Raw genomic sequence first — 22,073 nt, 5'->3', positions numbered from 1 at the left:
CCAACGGGTTCCCCAACGATGGCGATAGGAACTCCAGAACTGTGCCACTCACGCTGCCACCTCAACCTGGGTGAATTGTTCGGCACGCTTGCGGCAGTCGGCTTCGAAGATGTTGGCGAAGCTGATGATCAGCGATTGTTCCTCGCGCTTGAGATTCTCCCACTTCTCGCCGTTTTGGGCGCAGCGAATCAGCAGTTCACCCACCTCAAAACCGTCGTCGATAAGGTATTCACGGTCCTGGTCGATCAGGCGCTGCTCGTCATTTTCCAGTAATTGCAGGAAGCCCTCGGCTGCATAGACATAGTTGCGCTTGGCGAGGACATCGCTGGCAAGTTTGTCCAAACGGGCCTCGTCGGTAGGCAACAATTTTTCGAGGTCGGTGAGCACCTTGGCCTCCTCGACCGGCAGTGTTTCCAGCTTCGCTAAATTGTTCAGGCGCTTGACGATCACCTGGTCGCGGGACACGCGCTTGCCCAACTCCTCCCAGGTGTCTTGATGCTGCTTTAGGTCCAAGCCCCACACGTTGATCATCTCTTCGAACACGAACGGGATCACCGGCTTGCCGAATCGAGCGGTGGTCAAGCTGTCGAGGCGCTCCATGGCATCGTCATCGAGTTCGGCGTGGCCTTCTATCAACTGGCTGGCGATCTGAATGATGAACAGCGGCTCATCCAGCACATTGTGAATTTCTTTGACGTGCTCCATCTGCTCTTCGTACAGGGGCAGCAGTTTCTGCACGGCTCGAATGCGTAGGTAGTGCTCGAAGTTGACGAACGCTTCATCCTCGACCAGTCGGCTGATCCGAGCACGAACCAGCTCGTAGCGGTTGCTCATGGCCAGGCCTTCGAGCGCTTGGCGGCCCGACTCATCAACGTGCTCCATCGCGGCTTCGAGGTCGGCGGCACGCTGTTCGGCCTCTTTGACTTCCTGATCGTTAAGCAGATGGCGCTTGATGTCGCGGGCGCGGGCGATAACCCATTTGATCGCCGCATCGACCTTGGCTACAAGCGGATGGTTATCCAGATGCTCCAAGACAGCCAGTGCCTTGTCGAGCGCCATGCTGATGCCCTGAACCCAAGGGATTGGCACATTCGCGGCGATGGTCCTCAGCACCATACGGGCTTTGGAGATATAGGGCTTGGCGGCCTTGTATAGACGCTTGACTTCACCAACGAAGGTTTCGGCCTTGTCAGCCAGCCAGTTGACCGCCTCTACGACCTTCTCCTTGACCACCTGAACCGCTTTGCTGACAAAACCTTTGATCTTGCTCAACCAGCCCATTTACCCGTCACTCCTTGAGTTCACGCCCAACAATTTGCGTGCGATATCGGTACGCCCGGTCTGTTCGCCAGGTGTGGAAACTTTTATGTCATTGCGTGCCAGGAGCAATTGCTCGATGGCGCCGAGCACATGCTCAGGCGTCAGCCGTCCACCGCCGCCTTCCAGCAAGGGTTTGGGCAACGCCAGGCGCAGGCAGGTGCGGATTTCCCGGCCAGAGAGACCGGCAGAGGGCTGCACTAGCGCCTCAATCAGATCTTCGCGCACCAGGCTCAGAGGGATGCCTTGGACCAGCAGCTTGGCCCAGATCGCTCGACGTTCGTCATCACCTGGAAGCTCGAAATGAATATGCTGAGAGATGCGGCTGACGAACGCCGAGTCGTAATTGCGAGCGAAGTTACTGGCGAAAATCACGATCCCGGGGTGTTTCTCCAACTCGATCAGCAGGGTCGAGCGCATCGCGTTGACTTCATTGTCGATGCCCTGGGTCACTGAGGATAGGCGACGACCGAGCAGCGTATCGGCCTCATCGAGAAACAGCACCGCGTCCTCGTTGCGCGCTGCGGCAAACAGGCTGACGATGTTCTTCGAGGTGTCACCCATGAACTTGCTTTCCAGGTCAGCGATGCTGGCATTGATCAGCCGCTTGCCGATACTGCCGGCGAATGCTTCGGCGGTGAGGGTCTTGCCGGTCCCTGGGGCTCCATGAAAATTGAGCAGCGTGCCTCTGCCGTTTGGGTCGACCTGCGCGAAACCCCAGGTCTCATAGATGACGTCGTGATAGCGAATCTTGACTAAAGCCTCATCCAGTTGCTGACGATTACTGGCCGAGAGCACCACGTCCCGCTCAAGGGTGAAGCGCGGTTCGCTGCTGCGTTGCGGTGCACAGGCGTCAGCTAGGGCGGGTGCGTCGGGAGCGACGAGTTCAGGACGAAGGTTTTTGTACAGGTATTCTCTGGAAGACATGCTCAGCTCTGCCTCAGGTTATGGGGCAGGCAGATGACCAGGCCGGAGGGCGAATGGCTGAGCAGAGCAAATGTGCGGCGCAGGGGAATGTTCACACGAGAATTCCATTTGTCGAGGTGATGGGTGCGAAATGAATTGTGGCCATTTGCTTGTATCGACCGGCTGCGACGGTACTTGAGGTGGATGTAAAAGAAAAGCGCGTCGGATTTATTCTCGTAAGCCGGTTGGGGCTGGGCTTGCTGCTTCCACTGCGAACTGGCATTTTGCGCGAAGATATCAATGCGGCATCATGCCGAATGAGCGTGAGCAACCCTCACGACGACCGTCCTGAAAGCGTCGCGACGACCGAAGAGGAAAAACGATGTCGATCCCGGATTTTCAAAGTGTCATGCGCCCCGTGTTGGAGGCTGTTCGGGACGGTGTTGCGATACCGCTTAGCGCACTTCGCGAGTGCATCGCTGATGTACTCCAGCTAACTGAAGATGAGCGCAAGGAGCGGCTGCCATCTGGGCATCAAACGGTGATCAACAACCGCGTGGGCTGGTCTAGGACGTATCTCAACAAAGCAGGTTTGTTGACTATCCCGAGCAAGGGCATGGTGCAAATCACCGACCGTGGTCGGCAAGCGCTGGCCAACGGCCCTGCGCGCATCACCGTGACTTGGCTGAAGCAGTTTCCTGAGTTCGCCGATTTCCACACCGCCAAACCCCAGACCACCGAGGTGCTGAGCGTGATGGGGGGTGTGGCTGTGGAGCGCGCCGAGACGACCCCGGATGAGCAACTGGCTGATGCTCACCAGGCACTTATTCAGTCGCTCGCCGAAGACCTTCTGGCACAGGTGAGGGCTGCCAGTCCGATTTTCTTTGAGCAGCTGGTGGTCGATTTGATGTTGGCCATGGGCTATGGCGGCTCGCGTAAAGAAGCCGGCAAGGCAACCCAGGCTACTAATGATGATGGCATCGACGGGATTATCAATGAGGATAAGCTCGGGCTGGACGTGATCTACCTGCAGGCCAAGCGCTGGAGCAATACGGTGCATCGGCCGGAGATTGATAAGTTTATCGGTGCGCTGACTCGGCAGCGGGCGCGTAAGGGGGTGTTTATCACCACCTCGGATTTTTCCGTGGGGGCCCGGGAGGCGGCGCTTGGGCTGGATATCAAAGTGGTGCTGATCGATGGGGTTGAGATGGCTCGGTTGATGGTTGAGAACAATTTGGGGGTTAGTGTTAAGCAGGTTTATGAAGTGAAGCAGCTGGATAGTGACTACTTTTCTGGGGAGTGAAGGTGGGGGAGGTGGGTTGATTGCTTCACCGGGGTGATTTTAATATGCTCAGTAAGCTATTGATTTATAAAACTAATATCGACTTTTGTTTTTGGTTGGAATACCAATTGGAATACAGCACTCCACTTGACTACTTGTTTGCATTCGATCTGACCAGCACGCTTCGTAACCATGATTGGCAGTGAACTGCCCATAGCTGCAGATGGCGACAGGTAGAAGTCGGTCAACGATCGGATCGGGGTGCTGAGCATCTTTCTACTCGGCCTGCGCAGTTCATGCGTTTCTGTCCTGCATCAGCATCCGATCATGTATCGTGATGTAACGCTAAAATTTGGCCATGCCTCGCGGTCAGAAAGGACTCTGGATGTATGAGTGAATCAGCAATTCCGAACGCTTTGATTTTTGATTTGGAGGTGGTACCTCCGACTGAGTTAAAGCCGGCCAAAATAATAATGGTCGGGGCGTTGCGGCCCACTACAGGCCAAGAGTTAGAGCTCAAGATTTCCAAAGATCCAACGGCGGCGCTTGCTCAGTTGGATGCACTGGGGCAGGGGGCAGACTGTGTACTTGGGCACAACCTGATCGACCACGACCTGCCATTGCTCAAGTCCCAGGCACCTCAACTGGCGCTGCATGACCTATCTGTAGTCGATACCCTGCGCTTGTCGCCGCTGGCTTTTCCAAAAAATCCGTATCACCGACTGATCAAAGATTACAAGCTCATCCGCGAAAGTTTGAATTCCCCGCTCGGAGACTGCCGCTCAACGCTTACGCTTTTCCAGGACCAGCAGGCCGCGTTTGCCGATCTGAAGTTGATGAATGTAAGAGAGCTACTGTGCTACCAAACATTGATCGCTGCAAAAGGTAGTGACCTTGAGTCCATATTCCAGTCGATTACACAGACCCCTGAGCTTTCTCTCGAAGGGCTGCGGGCGGCAATCATGCAGCTTCTGGTCGAGACTGATCCGGCGTTCAAACGGAAATACAAAGTTTGCCAGACCCGGCTCTTCAGCTTGTTGGAAAATGATCTGGAGCGGGATGAGTTGCGCTGGCCACATGCCTATGCGCTTGCCTGGCTTCGCGTCTCTGGCGGTAACTCGGTGCTCGCACCTTGGGTGAGGCACCAGTTTCCCGAGGTCGGCCGAATCATTGGAGAGTTGCGCGATACCCCCTGTGGGAAAAAGGAGTGCGAGTACTGCAGCTCCGAGCATGACCCGGTCCAGGAGCTGAAACGCTACTTCGGTCACGACGAATTCCGTCGTGATAGCGATGGTCGGTCTCGCCAGCATGATGTGGCGCTTGCTGGTATGCGCGGTGAAAACGTTCTTGCCGTATTGGCCACAGGGGGCGGTAAGTCAATCGGCTATCAACTGCCGGCCCTGAACCGCTATCACCGAAATGGCAGCCTGACGATCATTGTCTCGCCGCTCCAATCGCTGATGAAAGATCAAGTAGATGGGCTGATCGCATCCAACGTCCAATGTGCTGCCGCCCTGAGCGGTCTGCTGACTCTCCCTGAGCGAGCCGATGTCCTGGAAAAAATCCAGATGGGTGACATCGGCGTGCTGCTCGTCTCGCCTGAGCAGTTTCGCAACAACACTTTTCGCCGGGCCCTCAGGCAGCGACAGGTTGGCGCCTGGATCTTCGACGAGGCCCACTGCCTGTCGAAGTGGGGTAATGATTTTCGCCCTGACTACTTGTATGCCTCGCGCTTCATTAGTGAATACCACAGAGACCAACCGCTCGCTCCGATTGGATGCTTCACTGCGACAGCCAAGCCGGACGTACTGGCGGACATCCGCGCGCATTTCCAAGACACCCTTGGCATTACTTTCAAGGAGTTCATTGGCTCGCACGAACGCGTCAACCTGCGCTTTGAAGTTGTCCCGTGTCAGAAGTCGGAAAAACGCCAGCGTACACAGCAGTTGCTGGAAGACAATCTGGTCACCCAAGAGGGAGGGGCCGTGGTCTTTGTCTCCAGCCGTAAAGGTGCGGAGGAGCTTTCGGAGTTTCTGGTTGGGAAGGGTTGGGCTTGCAAGTATTTCCACGCAGGGCTCCCGCCTGGCGAGAAGACCGACATTCAGAACGATTTCATCAAAGGGGTGCTTCGAGTCATCGTTGCCACCAACGCCTTCGGCATGGGGGTCGACAAGAAGGATGTCCGCCTGGTCATCCACGCGGATATCCCCGGCTCACTTGAAAACTACCTGCAGGAGGCTGGCCGCGCCGGTCGAGATCAGGAAAGCGCCCGCTGCGTGCTGCTCTACGATCCACAGGATATTGAAGCGCAGTTTGGGATAAGCGAGCGCTCCAAGCTCAGTCTTCGTGATATCCAGCAAATTCTGAAAAAGCTGCGCGGGGAAACTTCAAAGCGCAAAGGACGAGAGTTGGTTATTACGGCCGGCGAGATTCTGCTGGATGCAACTGTCGAAACGACTTTCGCGGCAGAAGATCGTGATGCCGAAACCAAGGTGGTGACGGCCATCGCTTGGCTGGAACGTAGTGATTTTCTGCGCCGTGAAGAAAACCAGACGCGTATCTTTCCCGCCCGCGCTGCGCTCACCCTTGAAGAATCGCAGGCGCGTCTCGTGGAGGCGAAACTCCCCCAACGCAGGTTTGCCGAATTCAAGGCAATCCTCAACTACCTTTTTCAGGCCAAGGCCGACCAACGCATCAACACCGATGAACTCATGACGCTTACCGGCCAGTCGCTGGAGGAGGTTGCCGGGGCCTTGAAGCAGATGGAGCAGATGGGAATCCTGATCAATGATTCTCAGCTGACGGTGTTTGTCCGGCATGGCATCGTCGGCTCATCCAATCAGCGGCTCATGCAATCGCTGGAACTTGAAAAGGCATTGTTCGAGTTGCTGCCTGAACTCTCGCCAGATGCAGAAAATGGTGAATGGCAAGACATCAACCTTTCCCAGCTCAACACCGCATTGAAGGCCAGGTTGGAGCGCGACGATGTGAATCCCATTCAGGTACTCAGGCTGCTCAAGAGTCTGGCCCAGGATCGCGACGGTGAAAGCCAACAGCGCAGCACCTTCGAAATTCGCCCGATCAATCGTGATCATTTGAAGCTGCGCTTTACCGGCCGTCATAGTTGGAAGCGTATCAGGGCGTTTGGTGAGAAACGCCGCACCATTGCAACGCTGCTGCTTAATTACCTCATCTCCCAACTTCCACCGGGTACCCGAGCCCGCGACCTGATGGTCGATACCACCTTTGGCAAGCTGGTCGCCACGCTTGAGGGCGATCTGGTCTTGAAATCCACGATGCCGGCAGGTCAGTTTCGCAGAGCGGTGGAGCACGTGCTGTTGTATATGCACCAGCAGGAAATCCTGACTCTGAACCACGGTATGACCGTCATGCGGCGTGCGATGACAATCAAAGTGGACGGCGAAAAGGCTGAAAAGAAGGTGGGGTTTTACAAGGACGATTACGCGAAGCTCGATGAGCATTACCGGGAAAAATGTGTTCAGGTGCATGTCATGCGTGAATATGCCGAGCGCGGAATCCATGACATGGAACCGGCGCTCAGGCTGGTACTGGCGTACTTTGGCAACCCCAAGCGCGACTTCATCAAAGAATATTTCAATGAGCGCGAAGAAGTTCTGAAACTCGCAACCAGCGAGCAGTCTTGGAAGGCCATCACCCACTGCTTGAGTACCGTCCAGAGATTGGTCGTTGCCGACAACGATGACGTCAACCGATTAGTTCTGGCCGGTCCTGGGTCTGGCAAGACACGTGTCATCGTCCATCGGATTGCTTACTTGTTGCGCGTGCGCCGAGTACCCGCCAGCAGCATCATTGCCTTGGCATTCAACCGGCATGCGGCCAATGAAATCCGCAAGCGCTTGTTAGCATTGGTTGGAGCCGATGCTTACGGTGTCAGCGTACTGACCTACCACGCGATGTCGATGCGATTGACCGGCACCCGCTTCGAGCGCGGTGAGCCCGTCGATGAGAAGCGGTTGACTCAGGTAATCACCGATGCGGTGCACTTGCTGGAGGAGGGTGGTCGGGCGACCGGTGAGGACAACTTATGCGAGCAACTGCTGCGTGGCTACCGTTACATCATGGTTGACGAGTACCAGGACATTGATGAGATGCAGTACCGACTAGTCAGTGCGTTGGCTGGGCGCAATGCCGAAGAGGACGGGCGCTTATGCATTTTGGCGGTTGGTGATGACGATCAGAATATTTACGACTGGCGCCATACCAGCAATCAGTACATCGAGCAGTTCCGCGACAACTACGATGCCAGCGTCACCTACTTGGTGGATAACTATCGTTCGTCCGCCAATATTATCAATTCGTCGAACCGGGTGATCGGGGAAACTGAAGGCCGGATGAAGGCAGATCATCCCATCACCATCGACAAGGCTCGCCGGGAGCTACCCGCAGGAGTGCAATGGGAGGCGAGAGATCCGTCCCGGGCGGGTAAGGTGCTGCGAATCCAGCTTCCTTTTACTGACCGGTCCAATGGCAACCTACAGGCTCAAGCTATGGCGGCTGAGCTGGCGCGGCTTATTTCACTGGAGGAAAACGGCACCTGGAACGGATGCGCGATACTGGGCCGAACTCATGCCTACCTCAAACCGGTCCAAGCCTGGTGCGAACTCAACGAGGTGCCTTATTTTCTCGCCTCCGAGAATGAGGACTCAATCCCTTTGACGCGCCAGCGGGGCTTCCTAAAAGGGATAGGCTGTCTACGCTTGATCGAGCAGCCTCAGACGGCGACGGAGGTCCTCTCTACGCTTCGGCCGAGCCTGGATGATCCGCACTGGCAAGAGTTCTTTGAAACAGCCCTCCTGTGCCTTGTTCAGGAAATGGGCGAATGCCAGCTGTCTTCACAGTCAATCATCGACTGGTTATACGAGTACCCACGGGCACTTCGCAAACAAGGAAGGCAGGGCTTGTACCTTGGCACCGTACATTCCGCCAAAGGCCTGGAGTTTCGCCATGTCGGATTGCTGGACGGCGCCTGGAGCAGCACATCTCAAAACTTGAATGCCGATCGCCGCCTCTACTACGTTGGCATGACGCGGGCGGAACAAACATTGACCTTGGGAGAGTTCGAGTCCGGAAATCCTTTCAGTCCCAAGCTTTCACACGGTGCCTTAGTACAAAGCTTTGCCGGCGATTTCGATCCACGACTGTCTCGCACCTACATTCAGCTTTCGCTGGCTGACGTAGACATCGGCTTTGCCGGCAGAAGCACTGCGACGCATCAGATACACCGGGCGATCGCCGAACTACAAACGGGCCACCCCCTTCTGCTCACGCGCGATGGCGAGCGGTACTTGCTTCAGGACGCCCAAGGGCGAGTCGTTGGTCGTACTGCGAAAAACTTCAAAGCGAACGTAGAGATAGACCAGTGTCATGTGGAAGGGATAATCGCCCGGTATGCCGATGAGGCTGATCTGCAGTTTCGACCTGCTCTGAAAATGGACATGTGGGAGGTGGTGATTCCTAGAATCAGCGGGACGCCGAGGTAATGTTCTGGCACTTCGGCGCCTACATATGTGCGAATACTTTACCTGTACAGGACCACACTATGGACGTGTCTTGTGAGATTACATATCGTCTCTCTGCCGGCGCTTGCCGGGAACAGCTACTTCTGCTGGAGGGTATGCAAATAGCGCCGCCGCGCGAGGCGTCATGGAGTTGCATCGATGCATACCTCTGGCCGCAGCCGACTTGTGTGCTGCTCAAGCTGCTTGATTCCATGCCGATACGCGTTCTCGACGATGTATCGAAGCTGTAGACGTTTGTAGCTGGATTGCTTAGGGTGTGGCCATTCGATATTGCCCTTTCAGGGAACGAAAATGAGTACGTCATTGCAAGATGTTGTCAAAAAATTCGAGTGCAGCTCACCCTTTTCAATTCTTGCCGCAGACTGGCCTACGGCCGTCCGTGATGATTTCGCCGAGTTTGTACTGGCGGTGCATGACTCAGGTCTCGACCTATGGATCATCGCAGATGGCCAGATACGCTTGGGCAACAAGAGCGGTACCCGTGATCGCGCAGAAGCCTGTCTCGCCTGGATAATTGCGCAGAAAAACGGGCCCATCATCAGCTTCTCACGCCTCGTTGCTGGCGCTGACACCCCTTGGGAGGCAGTCGGAAAACCCGCGCTGGCGCGTTTGCAAGCGCCAGGCTTTTTGAAGACATATCCAATTAAGAACCGTGTTGTCAAATGGCCCAACGAGTACTCGCTTGATCAATCCGCGAATGGAGAGCTGTTCTCAACGGCCTCACCTGTGCCTGGCCAGTTCAACGGGCATGCGCTAACCGTTGAACAGATCGTAAGCGGTCTTGAACAAGCGGGATTTGTTTTGACACCCTTGCCGGGAAACAAAGTATTCCGCCTGATGCATCCAGCGTTGGATGAGCCGATTTATGTCAAGAGGGGGGCAGGTCAATCGACACGTGCACCGTTGGTGCTGCATCCCATGCATGCTTCAAAGCTTGTCGAATGGTCCGAGATAACCGGCGTCGAGCGTCCAGCGGAGCCTTACTACCACAACAGCAACCTGCGTGGTTTTCCCAAGCGCCTCCATAGCGGCACTACGCCCATAAACTATGGGATTGCTTTTGGCTTTCATGACACTGCAGCAATGGATGCTCTTGTCCAATCTCTGCTTGGTCACGAGTCCCTTCCTGACGAAGTGCAAGCTATGCCGGCTGCGATGACTATCGATCTGGGTGAGGTAGCTCTGACTGACACAGAGCGAGACGCTTTGATCAAAGCTCGTATCGGTCAAAGCCGTTATCGCGATTCCCTTGTGGCTTATTGGGGCGGTTGCTCAGTAACCGAGTGCTCCATTCCCCAATTGCTGCGTGCCTCGCATATCAAGCCTTGGCGGTCAGCGAACCATGCCGAGCGACTTGATCAGTTCAATGGACTACTTCTGACCCCTAACCTCGACTTGGCCTTTGATCAAGGCTTGATCAGCTTTGATGACGATGGCGACATTTTGCTGAGCCCTGAAGTAGATGCAGCGACAGCGGCGGCGCTCCATTTGAGCCCTGCATTGAGGTTACGGCAGATCGAGCCGCGCCATCGCTCCTATCTGACATGGCACCGTGAAAACCTATTCCGGAATTGATCCGCTCTAACCCGATGTGTGACCACCTCCTAAATTTTCTGCCCTGAACGAATCACCGGATGGCTGGCCATGAACGAACTACTGCATTACCGTGACTCGCTCTGCGCTTAGCCCAAACGTGCTATCCCCACTAAACTCCAGAATTCAGTTAAGTTTTCTTCTGTCACTCCTGTGATCCGGTGGCTGCAATGCGGTCATCGCCGCTCCAGTAGCTCCGCTGTCGCCACACGCGATACGACCTTGTTCGAGGCTATCGGGGTTATCATGTCAGGCCGTGGCCGGCACGAAGGTTGAAGTCCTCAAGTGGTCTAGCCATTATCCGCAAAATTAACGGCTTAATTCGCCGTACTCGTTCATACACGATCTGGACAGTGGTAAATCATGAATGCAGTAGAAATTGAGTCCGCTATTTCGGACCTGGCCCTTGAGCCCTTTGACGCGGCGGAGTTTCCGTTTGTCTTCCTGGCCGCTTTTGGCAATAAGGAAACAGCCCTCAAACGCTTGCGTGCCGGCAACAACAACGCTTCCGACGTGCCTGGCGGCGTGCTACTGCGCAGCAACATTCATATCGCCGCATGCGAATCTGGTGGCGTGGGCGAAACGCTCAAGGCATTGCGCGCCAGTCCAGCCACCACAAAAGCCAAAGCCAAGTTCATCCTTGCCACCGACGGGCAAACGCTGGAGGCCGAGGAACTAATCACGGGTGAAACCATCACCTGCGATTACCCAGACCTCCCCAACCACTTCGGCTTCCTGCTGCCGCTGGCCGGCATCTCCACCATCAAGGAGATCAAGGATAACCCCATCGACGTGCGCGCCACCAGTCGCCTGAACAAGCTGTATGTCGAGCTGCTGAACGAGAATCCGGACTGGGCCAAGGACGAACGCCGCGCCGACATGAACCATTTTATGGCGCGACTGGTGTTCTGCTTTTTTGCTGAAGATACCGACATTTTTAATGGCGATGGTCTGTTTACCAAGACGGTTGAGCAGTACAGCGAACGCGATGGCTCCAATACGCATCAGGTGCTGTCTGAAGTTTTCCGGGCCATGAATGTCAAGCTGGCCGAGCGCGTCACTGTTCAGTCTCGCTTGCCCAGCTGGGCCAACAGCTTTCCCTACGTGAATGGCGGTTTGTTCTCCGGCAGCACAGAAGTGCCGCGCTTCACGCGGATGGCGCGCACTTACCTGCTGCACGCCGGCAACCTGAACTGGAAAAAGATCAACCCAGACATCTTTGGCAGCATGATCCAGGCCGTAGCCGATGATGAAGAGCGCGGCGCATTGGGCATGCACTACACCAGCGTGCCCAACATCCTGAAGGTGTTGAACCCACTGTTCCTGGATGATCTGCATGCGCAACTGGACGCGGCGGGCGACAACAAAGCTAAGCTGCTGAACCTACGCAAACGGATGGCGCGCATTCGGGTGTTCGATCCGGCCTGCGGGTCGGGCAATTTTCTGGTTATCGCCTACAAGCAGATGCGCGAGATCGAGGCGCAGATCAATCGGCACCGCGGCGAAGCCAACAATAAATCGGAAATACCACTGACCAACTTCCGCGGCATCGAGCTGCGTGATTTTCCGTCAGAGATTGCTCGCCTGGCGCTGATCATTGCCGAGTTTCAGTGTGATGTGTTGTATCGCGGACAGCAGGATGCACTGGCTGAATTTCTGCCGCTGGATGCGCAAAACTGGATTGTATGCGGCAATGCGCTTCGGCTGGACTGGTTGAGTATCTGCCCGCCCACGGGAACGGGTGTGAAAGTGGTGGCCGATGATTTATTCGGTACGCCGCTCAACCAGACAGAAATCGACTTCGTGAATGAAGGGGGGGAGACCTATATCTGCGGTAACCCACCGTATCTTGGCTCCACTTGGCAGACGGATGAGCAAAAGGAGGACCTAAAGGCCATTTTTGCCAAACGCACCAAAAACTGGAAGTCGCTTGACTATGTAGCGGGCTGGTTTATGAAGGCTGCCGACTATGGCACCAAGACAAAAGCCACCGCTGCGTTTGTATCCACCAACTCAATTTGCCAAGGGCAGCAAGTGCCAATCCTCTGGCCCCTGATCTTTGCTACAGAGCATGAGATTGCTTTTGCGCATACCTCATTTAAATGGGCAAATCTTGCCAGTCACAATGCTGGTGTGACCGTTGTAATTGTCGCAACTACCAACCAGACAGGAAAGGCGTGTCGGTTATTTTCAGTTACAGACGATGGCGCTACTCTTGAAAAGCAGGCGGACTTCATCAACGCCTATCTGGTGCCCGGTGCCAATGTGATGGTGGAAAAGGCCTCCCGACCGCTGAGTGGACAGGCCGAGATGGATTTTGGATCTAAACCAGTGGATGGCGGTCATCTATTTCTCGATTTCCAAGACAAAGAGCAATTGCTTCAAAAGTCACCGGAGGCGCAAATTTTCGTCAGAAATTTTTCTAACTCCGAAGAGTTTATCAATGGTAAACAGCGTTTCTGCTTCTGGTTAAATGACGAAGACGTGGAGCGAGCGGTTAAGATTCCTGAAATCCACAGACGGCTTGAGAGTGTTCGACAGATGCGCTTGGCGAGCACCAAAAAGCAAACGCAAAACGAAGCCAACGCGCCACATCGGTTTTCTGAGAATCGACATCGCTCCAGTAAGAGCATCATTGTTGTGCCACGGGTAAGTTCCGAAAATCGTCCTTACTTGCCAGTTGGTTTGATCGAAGGCGGAACGATTATCGGTGACCGAAACTTCGCGCTCTACGATGCCCCTCTCTGGAACATGGCGCTAATCGCCTCACGTCTGCACTGGGTTTGGATTGGCACAGTTTGCGTTCGCCTTGAGATGCGCTTTTCATATTCCAACACCCTCGGCTGGAACACCTTTCCCCTGCCGGTGCTTACCGAGCAGAACAAGGCCGACCTGACCGCCTGCGCCGAAGACATCCTGCTGGCCCGCGAAGCCCATTTTCCGGACACCATCGCCGACCTGTACGACCCGGTCACCATGCCGGAAAACCTGCGCCGCGCCCACGAACGCAACGATGAAGTGCTGGAGCGCATCTATATTGGTCGCCGTTTCAAGAACGACACTGAGCGGTTGGAAAACCTGTTTGACCTCTACACCAAGATGACGGCAAACGTGGCGAAGGCCGCGTCGAAAATGCCACGAGGGACAAAGGCATGAGCGACACCCCTGTTGGCCTGAGTATGCCACCCGAGGGCTACGGCGACTGGCTGGCCGACCTCAAAGGCCGCATCCATAATGCTCAGCAGCGCGCCACGCTGGCGGTGAACCGTGAACTGGTGCTGCTCTACTGGCAGATCGGTCACGATATTTTGACCCGGCAAGCACAACAGGGCTGGGGTGCCAAGGTAATCGAGCGCTTGGCGCAGGATTTGCGCGCAGCCTTTCCCGATATGAAAGGGTTTTCTCCACGCAACCTCAAGTACATGCGCGCCTTTGCCGAGGCGTGGCCGGACGCGGAATTTGTGCAGCAGGCTGCTGCACAATTACCTTGGGGTCACAATTTGGTGCTGCTTGATAAACTGCCAGGCCCCGAAACCCGCCGCTGGTATGCCGCCAAGGCAATCGAGCACAACTGGTCGCGCAACATTCTGGTGATGCAGATCGAGACTCGTCTGCTGGAGCGCAGTGGCAAGGCAGTCAGTAACTTCGAGAGCCACCTGCCTAAACCGCAGTCTGACCTGGCCCGCGAGTCGCTGAAAGATCCTTACCGCTTCGACTTCCTCGGCCTGACTTTTGATGCACAGGAGCGTGAGATTGAAAACGCTCTGGTCAGGCATGTCACCGAGTTCCTGTTGGAACTGGGCGCAGGATTTGCCTTCGTCGGCCAGCAAGTGCTGCTGGATGTGGGCGGTGACGAGTTCTTCATCGACCTACTGTTCTATCACCTCAAACTGCGCTGCTATGTAGTGATCGAACTCAAGGCCGGCAAGTTCAAGCCCGAGCACCTGGGCCAGTTGAGCTTTTACCTTACCGCAGTGGATGCCCAGCTCAAGCATCCACAGGACGGCCCCACCATCGGGCTGCTGCTGTGCAAGAGCAAGAACAAGGTAGTAGCCGAATACGCCCTGCGTGATAACGCCCGCCCCATCGGTGTGGCCGAATACCAATTGGTGGAGTCCCTGCCGGCAGAGCTGCAAACCAGCCTGCCCAGCATCGAACAGATCGAGCGCGAGCTGGCAAGTAATGACGCATCCATGGAAGACGACTCGCAATGACCGAACAAACCCACAACCCCACCAACACTTACACGGTGCCATCGGTATCCATCACGACGGCGCATACAGGGGCTTCCAGCAAAGCCAATGAGTTGGGCATGCGTACCATGCAGGAGCGCGCCTATACCAAGCGGGGAGAACAGTACCTCCTGATTAAGTCGCCCCCCGCATCAGGCAAGTCCCGCGCCTTGATGTTTATCGCGCTGGATAAGCTGCATAATCAGGGCTTGCAACAGGCAATTGTCGTGGTGCCGGAGCGCTCCATTGGCGGCAGCTTCGCCGATGAGCCGCTGAGCAAGTTTGGTTTTTACTGGGACTGGCAAGTGGCTCCGCAATGGAATTTATGCAATGCCCCTGGCATTGATGAGCCGCGTATAGCCAAATCCAAGGTGGAAGCCGTACGCACTTTCCTGAAAAGCACTGACAAGACACTGGTCTGCACCCATGCCACCTTCCGCTTTGCCGTGGAGGAGCTAGGTATCGAAGCCTTCGACAACCGCCTGATAGCCATCGACGAGTTCCACCACGTTTCCTCCAATCCGGACAACAAGTTGGGCGGCCAACTAAGCGCGTTTATCGGTCGCGATAAAGTGCATTTAGTGGCGATGACAGGCTCTTATTTCCGTGGCGACAGCGAGGCCGTGTTGGCCCCGGCGGAAGAAGCCAAGTTTGAAACGGTGACTTACACCTACTACGAACAGCTCAATGGCTACCGCTGGCTCAAGTCACTGGACATCGGGTACTTCTTCTATACCGGCAAGTATGTGGATGCCGTCGCGAAGGTACTGGACCCAACTCTGAAAACCATCGTCCATATTCCCCATCCTGCTGCGCGCGAAAGCCTTAGAGACAAAGAACGCGAGGTCAACGAAATCATGAGTGCGCTGGGCGAATGGCATAGTGTCGACCCGGCCACCGGCTTCCACCTCATCAAAGCTAAGGACGGTCGCACGCTGAAAGTGGCAGACCTAGTAGATGACAGCGACGCGACCAGACGCTCCAAAGTGCTCGGCGCGCTGAAAGACCCGGTGCAGAAGAACAACCGCGACAACGTGGATGTGATCATTGCGCTGGGCATGGCGAAGGAAGGCTTTGACTGGATCTGGTGTGAACATGCACTGACCATTGGTTACCGCAGCAGCCTGACTGAAATCGTACAGATCATTGGCCGCGCAACGCGTGATGCCGAGGGTAAGGAACGCTCACGCTTCACCAACCTGATCGCCGAACCCTCAGCCGATCAGGCCTCTGTTGCTGAGGCGGTGAACGATATGCTCAAGGCCATTTCCGCCAGTTTGCTGATGGAACAGGTGCTGGCCCCTCGCTACGAGTTCACCCCGAAAGATATCGGGCCGAAAGAAGGTTTCACTTATGGGCCTGATGGTTATCAACCAGGCGGCACCAACTTAGGCGTGAATGAAACCACAGGCCAATACCATGTCGAGATCAAGGGCCTGACCACGCCGCAAAGTGCAGAAGCTACGCGTATCTGCAAAGAAGACTTGAACGAAGTGGTGACCAACTTCCTGCAGGACAAAACTGTGCTGGAGCGGGGCCTGTTCGACAAGGAAAACACTCTGCCCGAAGAGCTGACCCAACTGCGCATGGGCAAGATCGTACGCGAGCGTTACCCGGACTTGAGCGACGTCGATCAGGAAGCCATCCGCCAGCACGCCATCGCGGCCATGAACATTACCCAGCAGGCCAAGTTGGCCTTGGGGCGGTCCGATACAAGCGGTGGTGACACAGTACAAGGCAGTACCGCGCTGCTGGATGGTGTGCGCAAGTTTGTTAACGTACGCGAACTGGACATTGACCTGATCGACCGCATCAACCCATTCGATGCCGCCTATGCGGTGCTGGCGAAAGCGATGGATGAAAAATCCTTGCGCCAGGTGCAGGCCAGCATTGCCGCCAAGAAGGTAAGTATTCCCGAAGACGAAGCTCGTGAGTTGGCAAAGCGTGCTCTGCAGTTCAAAAACGAACGTGGTCGCCTACCTGACATCAACTCCGCAGATGCTTGGGAAAAACGCATGGCTGAAGGCGTTACCGCGCTGGCACGCTACCGCGCTCAGGCCAAAGCGACGCAGGGAGAATCCGCCAATGGCTGATATGAACGATGACGATCTGCTGGACGCGCTGGGGGTAGAAGTCCCCTCGCTCAAGACAGCCAATCGAACCCCACGCGAAGAGCGTATCATCGCTGGCTTCGAGGACATTCTGCGCTTTTATCAGGTTCACGGTCGCGCGCCACTGCATGGTGAAGACCGCGATGTTTTCGAGCGTTTGTACGCCGTACGCCTGGATCAGCTACGCAAATTGCCGGAAGCGCAAACCCTACTGGCTGAGCTGGATGGCCCCGACCTGCTGTCCGGCACCGTAGCTCTGGATGTGGAAGACCTAGACGAGGACGCCTTGCTGGCCGAGCTGGGTGTTGGCGGTGAATCCCCAGACCAGGACGACATCACCGTGCTGCGGCATGTACGCTCTAGCATTGAAAAACGTGCTGCTGAGGAAATCGCCGACCGTACGCCGTGTACGGATTTTGATAGGTTTCAACCGCTGTTCGAGCTGGCTGAGAGGGATCTGAAGTCTGACGTTCGCAAAACACTGCGCTTTGGTCGTGATGCCAGCATTGAAGCCGGGAACTACTTCATCGTCGGTGGGCAGTTGGCCTACGTGGCAGAAATCGGCGAAACCATCAAGGCACCTAATGGCGAAAGCGATGCGCGCCTGCGCGTCATCTACGCCAATGGTACGGAAAGCAACTTGTTGCGTCGTTCGCTCCAACGGGCGCTTTACAAGGATGACACCGGTCGGCGAGTAACCGATCCGGACATGGGACCGTTGTTTGGCAATGCTCCAGAGCCCGACGACATTGAGAGCGGGACTATCTATGTACTGCGGAGCCTGTCTAGCCACCCATTCGTCGCCGAGCACCGCGAGTTGATCCACAAAATCGGCGTGACCGGCGGCAAAGTGGAGGCGCGCATTGCTGGTGCGGAAAAAGATGCCACCTATCTGCTGGCTGACGTAGAGGTAGTTGCCACCTACAAGCTGCATAACCTGAACCGTACAAGGCTAGAAAATATCTTCCACCGCCTGTTCGGCGCGGCGCAGCTGGACTTGACCATCGAAGATCGCTTTGGCCATCCGGTCAAGCCAAGGGAGTGGTTCTTGGTGCCGCTTAATGTAATTGACGAAGCGGTCGAGCGTATTCGAGATGGGTCGATTATCGATGTCGCCTACGACCCCCAAACGGCTCGTTTGGTCAGCTAAAGACATTGAAGGAGGCATCGTGCGATGGCTAGACCGACTGAACGCGCTTGTGCGTCATATCGGTCTAGCCCGGTGCGCTCAAACGTCCCCCCCGTCTCAATCGAACATCAACGTCTGTGTCAGGCTGGGATCGTAATCCGTATTGCCCAGATAACTCGCCATGCACATCAGACGAGCTCCGTCGGGGTCGGTAGCCACAGATGTGTTAAAGCTACGTCAATGCACGGCGCTGAGAGTGACTGGCGCGAATGCAGAGTAGAGCAGCTATCTGTGGTTTGTCCCGGAGTGACTGTGGCAGCACCGTGTAGTGGTAACAAGGCATTCAGGCTTGTGGTTGGTAGCTTGTTACCTCGCACAAACGCTAGCATCATCCCTGATGGCATCCGGGCTGCATACTCACCAATAGCAAATCGCCGAATTCCTTCATTGCTATAGGATGCGACAGTGCGAGAAGCGTGACCATCCTCGATGAGCTTACACTCAACAAAGTATCCCCATACGGCTGTGTTCGTGACACGAGGGTAACGATAGATAGGAGGCCTAAAGGTTAGGTCTGGTTGCTTCTCAATTCGCCCATCTGCAGTCTGCTGTTTTGCACCACGCACCGGGTGATCGAAGTCCTTGAGGCCCGGGGCAACGCGACGCCCGTTTTCAATCCGGCCAAGTTGGACCTCGATTGCCGTTGTAATAGCTTCTTCCGAGCCCTGGTTGAGAACAGCTTCGTTGGCAGCGACGAGTTGCTGCCACGCCCACCTCAAAGCTCCCTCAATGGCTTTCTTATGGACTGGTGACAGGTCAGGTTCAGCTGAGAGCAGCGTCTGCGGTTCAGCAAGAGAGCGACGTCTAGCCATTGGCAAGCACCCCTCCTAGCAGGTCATGGGCGAGAAGTACTGCTTGTGTTCGCGTCCAAAAACGATACCGATCCGGTAAGCCTACAAAAACATGTGATTGACTTAAGGGCACAACAACGAGACTTGACCCGGACTCATCAGCCTCTTTAAGTATTTCATCCATAGGAACAGAAATCGCTGGACCAAGTTTTGTTGCGATGGACAATACCCGCCATGGGATTTGGCCTGCTGATTCTTCCACGAGCGTCGCCGATACGTTCGACGCTTGAAGTACATCATCTAGCGACTCCTTCAGCGAGGTGAAGAAGCTGGTGCGCTCCTGCTTGGTAGGGGGCATCGTCGCCCGCTTCACCGAGGCGGGTGTCGGCCCCCGAGTATCAAGCGTGTCCTTGATCGCAGTCCGCATCACAGCATCTAATCCGTAGAGGTCGAATACGAAAGTATTCAACTCGTCGAACAAGACTGGATTTAGGCCGTCTTCCATGCCCTCTGAAATTTTTTGCATTTCCGCAAGTTGCTTTTCACTCAGGCTTGTCAGTGGAACGATTGGGAACTGAGAAAGACTTGCTTGTTCAATACGTTCCCGTTCAACCCCGAACGTCTTATCGACGAGCAGAAGAAAAAACTCAAACACATGTGACTGGAACAAAATCTGAAGAAGGCGGGCTTCTTCGGTCTGGCGGGCAACACCGGCAAAGGATATAGCGTGCAACGATTGGTTATAGGCGACATCACCCATTAAGCGCACAGATCTTGGATGGTGTGGATTGACCAAAATAGATTCGCGAACGAGAAGGAGAGGGCCGCGGTAGATACTTGGGTCACGCGGACGCTCAAGCACCATTGTAGGATCGAACATTTCCAAAGTTGATAAGTCGACCGAAAACTCCTGATCAGGAAAGTTTTCTAGATGGCGCAGTCCGCAGAGAGTAGTCGCCGGTTTCTGCTTTCCAGTTCCTCCCCCTTTCGTGTAGCCGCGCTGAATTTGGAGGCCGTTCTTTAACTCGCTTAGATATTTATTGAAAGCAATACCCTCTAGGCGCAAAGTGTCGAACGCCCGACGCGCTAGTGAATCTCCGCGAAAACGTGACTTCAAAGCCCACGGGCTGGTCCGGACCTCCTCATGAGAAATGGCTTCAGAATCGGACCAGTCCACTCGAAGAACAGTCTGCTCTGTTGTCTCTCGGGCCTCTACAAACGCACTAACAAATTGCAGTGCTCCGTTCTCTGGAGGCACCTCGTTACGAGCGAACATGATGCAGAAGGGCGCAGAAATATTCGGCCATACTTTCGTCTTGCGCAGCGCTGCTCCATTCAATATCCCTGTAACGTTAAATGCAGTAAAAACTTGGCTACGTGTTTTGAACGACTGGCCAGAGAGACCGAACATCCAGCGCGCATGAATGACCAGTGCGATCTGTCCTCCAGGCTTCGCCCAATCGGCAGCCCGCCACAGAAACGCCAAATCTGGATTTGCATCTGGCAGATCGAACGAACCGGACTCGTTCCCCAGCCTAGCCCGGACCGCGTCGCTTGTATTTGCGACCCAACGCTTCTTGGCGGCGGTATCATGACCGGTCCATGGCGGGTTTCCGACCACAACATCAAATTGGCCCGCGTCGTCATTCGATACGGGTTCGAGGCTGCCGTCGGTCTCGCTGCGCAGACGTAGCACGGCCTCAAAGCTGTCAAATTTTAAGTCCTCGACAGGCGTTGGGTCCGGGTCGAGTTCGAGAGCTGTAAGGTAGAGTCCAAGCTGCGCAAGGCGCAGTGCGCGCTTATCAACGTCGAATGCAGTCAGCTGAGTTGAAAGGATCCGACGAATCTCTTGGCGCGTAGGCCGCGCCTTATTACGCTCCCACTCTCGTTGCACCAAATGACGGAACGCGGCAATTAGAAACACGCCTGCACCGACCGCTGGATCGAGCACTCGGGGGTGTTCGACATGATGGATAGCGTCCAGCGCTTCACCTACAACAAATTCAGCAATATGCCGAGGCGTGTAATGAATACTTTGTTTCTTTGCCTCAGTTGCATTGAGAGACGTTGCAAACGCTTCATAGACCTCACTTAGCAGGCCTACAGGGACGTGGGAAAAATTGATCTCATCCCAGTCAGTGGGCAGCCGAAGCTGGCCTTGGGGGGTGGCACCGGCGGCGATGTTGCCCAGTACCCTCGAGAACACTTCATGCGCGTACTCTTTGGGCATCGTCTCAAACGGCAATAAGCCGCCATCGAAATTGGCGTTCAACCATTCGAAAGTTTTGAGTGCGCGGTTCTTTGTGCTGAGGCAGTCTGTCCATGAGTCAGCCCCTTCAGCGATATCTCTCGGATGCTTGCCGACAAGAAGATCGCGATCAACAAGGAAGCGCCAAAAGAGTCCCCACCCTACGAGCGACACAGCATCGGTGGCTGGAACACCCAAGGCAACAGCTTGCGCCATGGATTCAGAGAGAAGATCCTTAAGGTATGCACGCCGGGGTAAATCAGCAGCACCGCTGCGCACATCCAGAATAAATCGAGCTAGCCCACCTGTACCCGGTTCGATCGTCTCAGTTGATACCGTAACCTCTCTGCCGTGAATCACGAACGAAAGAACGTCAAGCCGGCCAGGCCGAAGTATCGCGACCCAAGCTGGATCTCCGCGCAGAAGGATTCGTCGACACCACTGGTCTTCAATGGGTTGTGCGGCCTCGCCGGAGGTTTGACGGCCATCGAAAATGAACAGCCTAGGAATGCGCTCATGCTCCGCAACAACTGGCTCGGACCAAGTTGTATCTCCCTTTTTCAGGTCGGCATAGCGCAACGTCCGTGGCGAATTGTCGGCTAGGTCAACTAATTGATCTGGCTGCGCCCCATAAGAGAGCAGTGCTTGAGCTAGGGAGGGAGGCATCGTAAAGTTTGAGTTCAGGGTGAGTCATCACAGAGTGACTAACTATACGCTATTGATTAATAGCCTTGAATCGCCTTGGCTTGTCAGTGGCGGCATCCTGGTGCGGGCCGGTGTATCGACTGTGATGAGAATCAGTGGACCGGGCTGGTGGGCAGCTTTGGCGGGCAATTGATGTTG

Annotated in this window: 10 protein-coding genes; 7 read left to right on the top strand and 3 right to left on the bottom strand. The window is 55.3% G+C overall.

What is annotated here, in order from left to right:
- Positions 1–48: 48 nt before the first annotated feature.
- On the bottom strand, positions 49–1,281 hold the full coding sequence (locus HBO24_RS20040) for a hypothetical protein (protein WP_170060153.1): 1,233 nt from the start codon (positions 1,279–1,281) through the stop codon (positions 49–51).
- Positions 1,282–2,244, bottom strand: coding sequence for an ATP-binding protein (locus HBO24_RS20035; RefSeq protein ID WP_069673152.1), 963 nt, complete (start codon positions 2,242–2,244; stop codon positions 1,282–1,284).
- A gap of 361 nt (positions 2,245–2,605) precedes the next feature.
- On the opposite strand from HBO24_RS20035, the gene HBO24_RS20030 reads away from it, so the two are divergent.
- From HBO24_RS20030 to HBO24_RS20000, 7 genes are all read left to right on the top strand, one after another.
- Positions 2,606–3,526, top strand: coding sequence for a restriction endonuclease (locus HBO24_RS20030; RefSeq protein ID WP_069673153.1), 921 nt, complete (start codon positions 2,606–2,608; stop codon positions 3,524–3,526).
- A 368-nt stretch (positions 3,527–3,894) separates the two neighbouring features.
- On the top strand, positions 3,895–9,027 hold the full coding sequence (locus HBO24_RS20025) for a RecQ family ATP-dependent DNA helicase (RefSeq protein ID WP_170060152.1): 5,133 nt from the start codon (positions 3,895–3,897) through the stop codon (positions 9,025–9,027).
- A gap of 330 nt (positions 9,028–9,357) precedes the next feature.
- Positions 9,358–10,641 carry an HNH endonuclease gene (locus tag HBO24_RS20020; protein ID WP_170060151.1) on the top strand — a complete coding sequence of 428 codons (1,284 nt, stop codon included), beginning with the start codon at positions 9,358–9,360 and terminating at the stop codon, positions 10,639–10,641.
- A 381-nt stretch (positions 10,642–11,022) separates the two neighbouring features.
- Positions 11,023–13,815, top strand: a complete 2,793-nt coding sequence (locus tag HBO24_RS20015) for a DNA methyltransferase (RefSeq protein WP_170060150.1) — start codon at positions 11,023–11,025, stop codon at positions 13,813–13,815.
- Entirely contained in the window at positions 13,812–14,873 is a 1,062-nt protein-coding gene (locus HBO24_RS20010) for a PDDEXK nuclease domain-containing protein (protein ID WP_170060149.1), read from the top strand. Before HBO24_RS20015 ends, HBO24_RS20010 begins: the two co-directional genes overlap by 4 nt.
- Positions 14,870–16,984 (top strand): DEAD/DEAH box helicase, encoded by a 2,115-nt coding sequence (locus tag HBO24_RS20005; protein WP_170060148.1) that lies wholly within the window; start codon positions 14,870–14,872, stop codon positions 16,982–16,984. The genes HBO24_RS20010 and HBO24_RS20005 overlap by 4 nt, the downstream gene beginning before the upstream one ends.
- Entirely contained in the window at positions 16,977–18,152 is a 1,176-nt protein-coding gene (locus tag HBO24_RS20000; protein ID WP_170060147.1) for a GIY-YIG nuclease family protein, read from the top strand. The genes HBO24_RS20005 and HBO24_RS20000 overlap by 8 nt, the downstream gene beginning before the upstream one ends.
- An 843-nt stretch (positions 18,153–18,995) precedes the next feature.
- On the opposite strand, the gene HBO24_RS19995 is transcribed toward HBO24_RS20000, so the two are convergent.
- Entirely contained in the window at positions 18,996–21,896 is a 2,901-nt protein-coding gene (locus HBO24_RS19995; RefSeq protein ID WP_170060146.1) for an N-6 DNA methylase, read from the bottom strand.
- Between the last annotated feature and the right edge of the window lie 177 nt (positions 21,897–22,073).

The sequence above is a fragment of the Pseudomonas sp. WS 5410 genome, from assembly GCF_012985645.1.
Lineage (GTDB): Bacteria > Pseudomonadota > Gammaproteobacteria > Pseudomonadales > Pseudomonadaceae > Aquipseudomonas > Aquipseudomonas shahriarae.
Note: the sequence above shows the minus strand (reverse complement) of the source record. Positions and strands in the feature narration are given on the sequence as shown.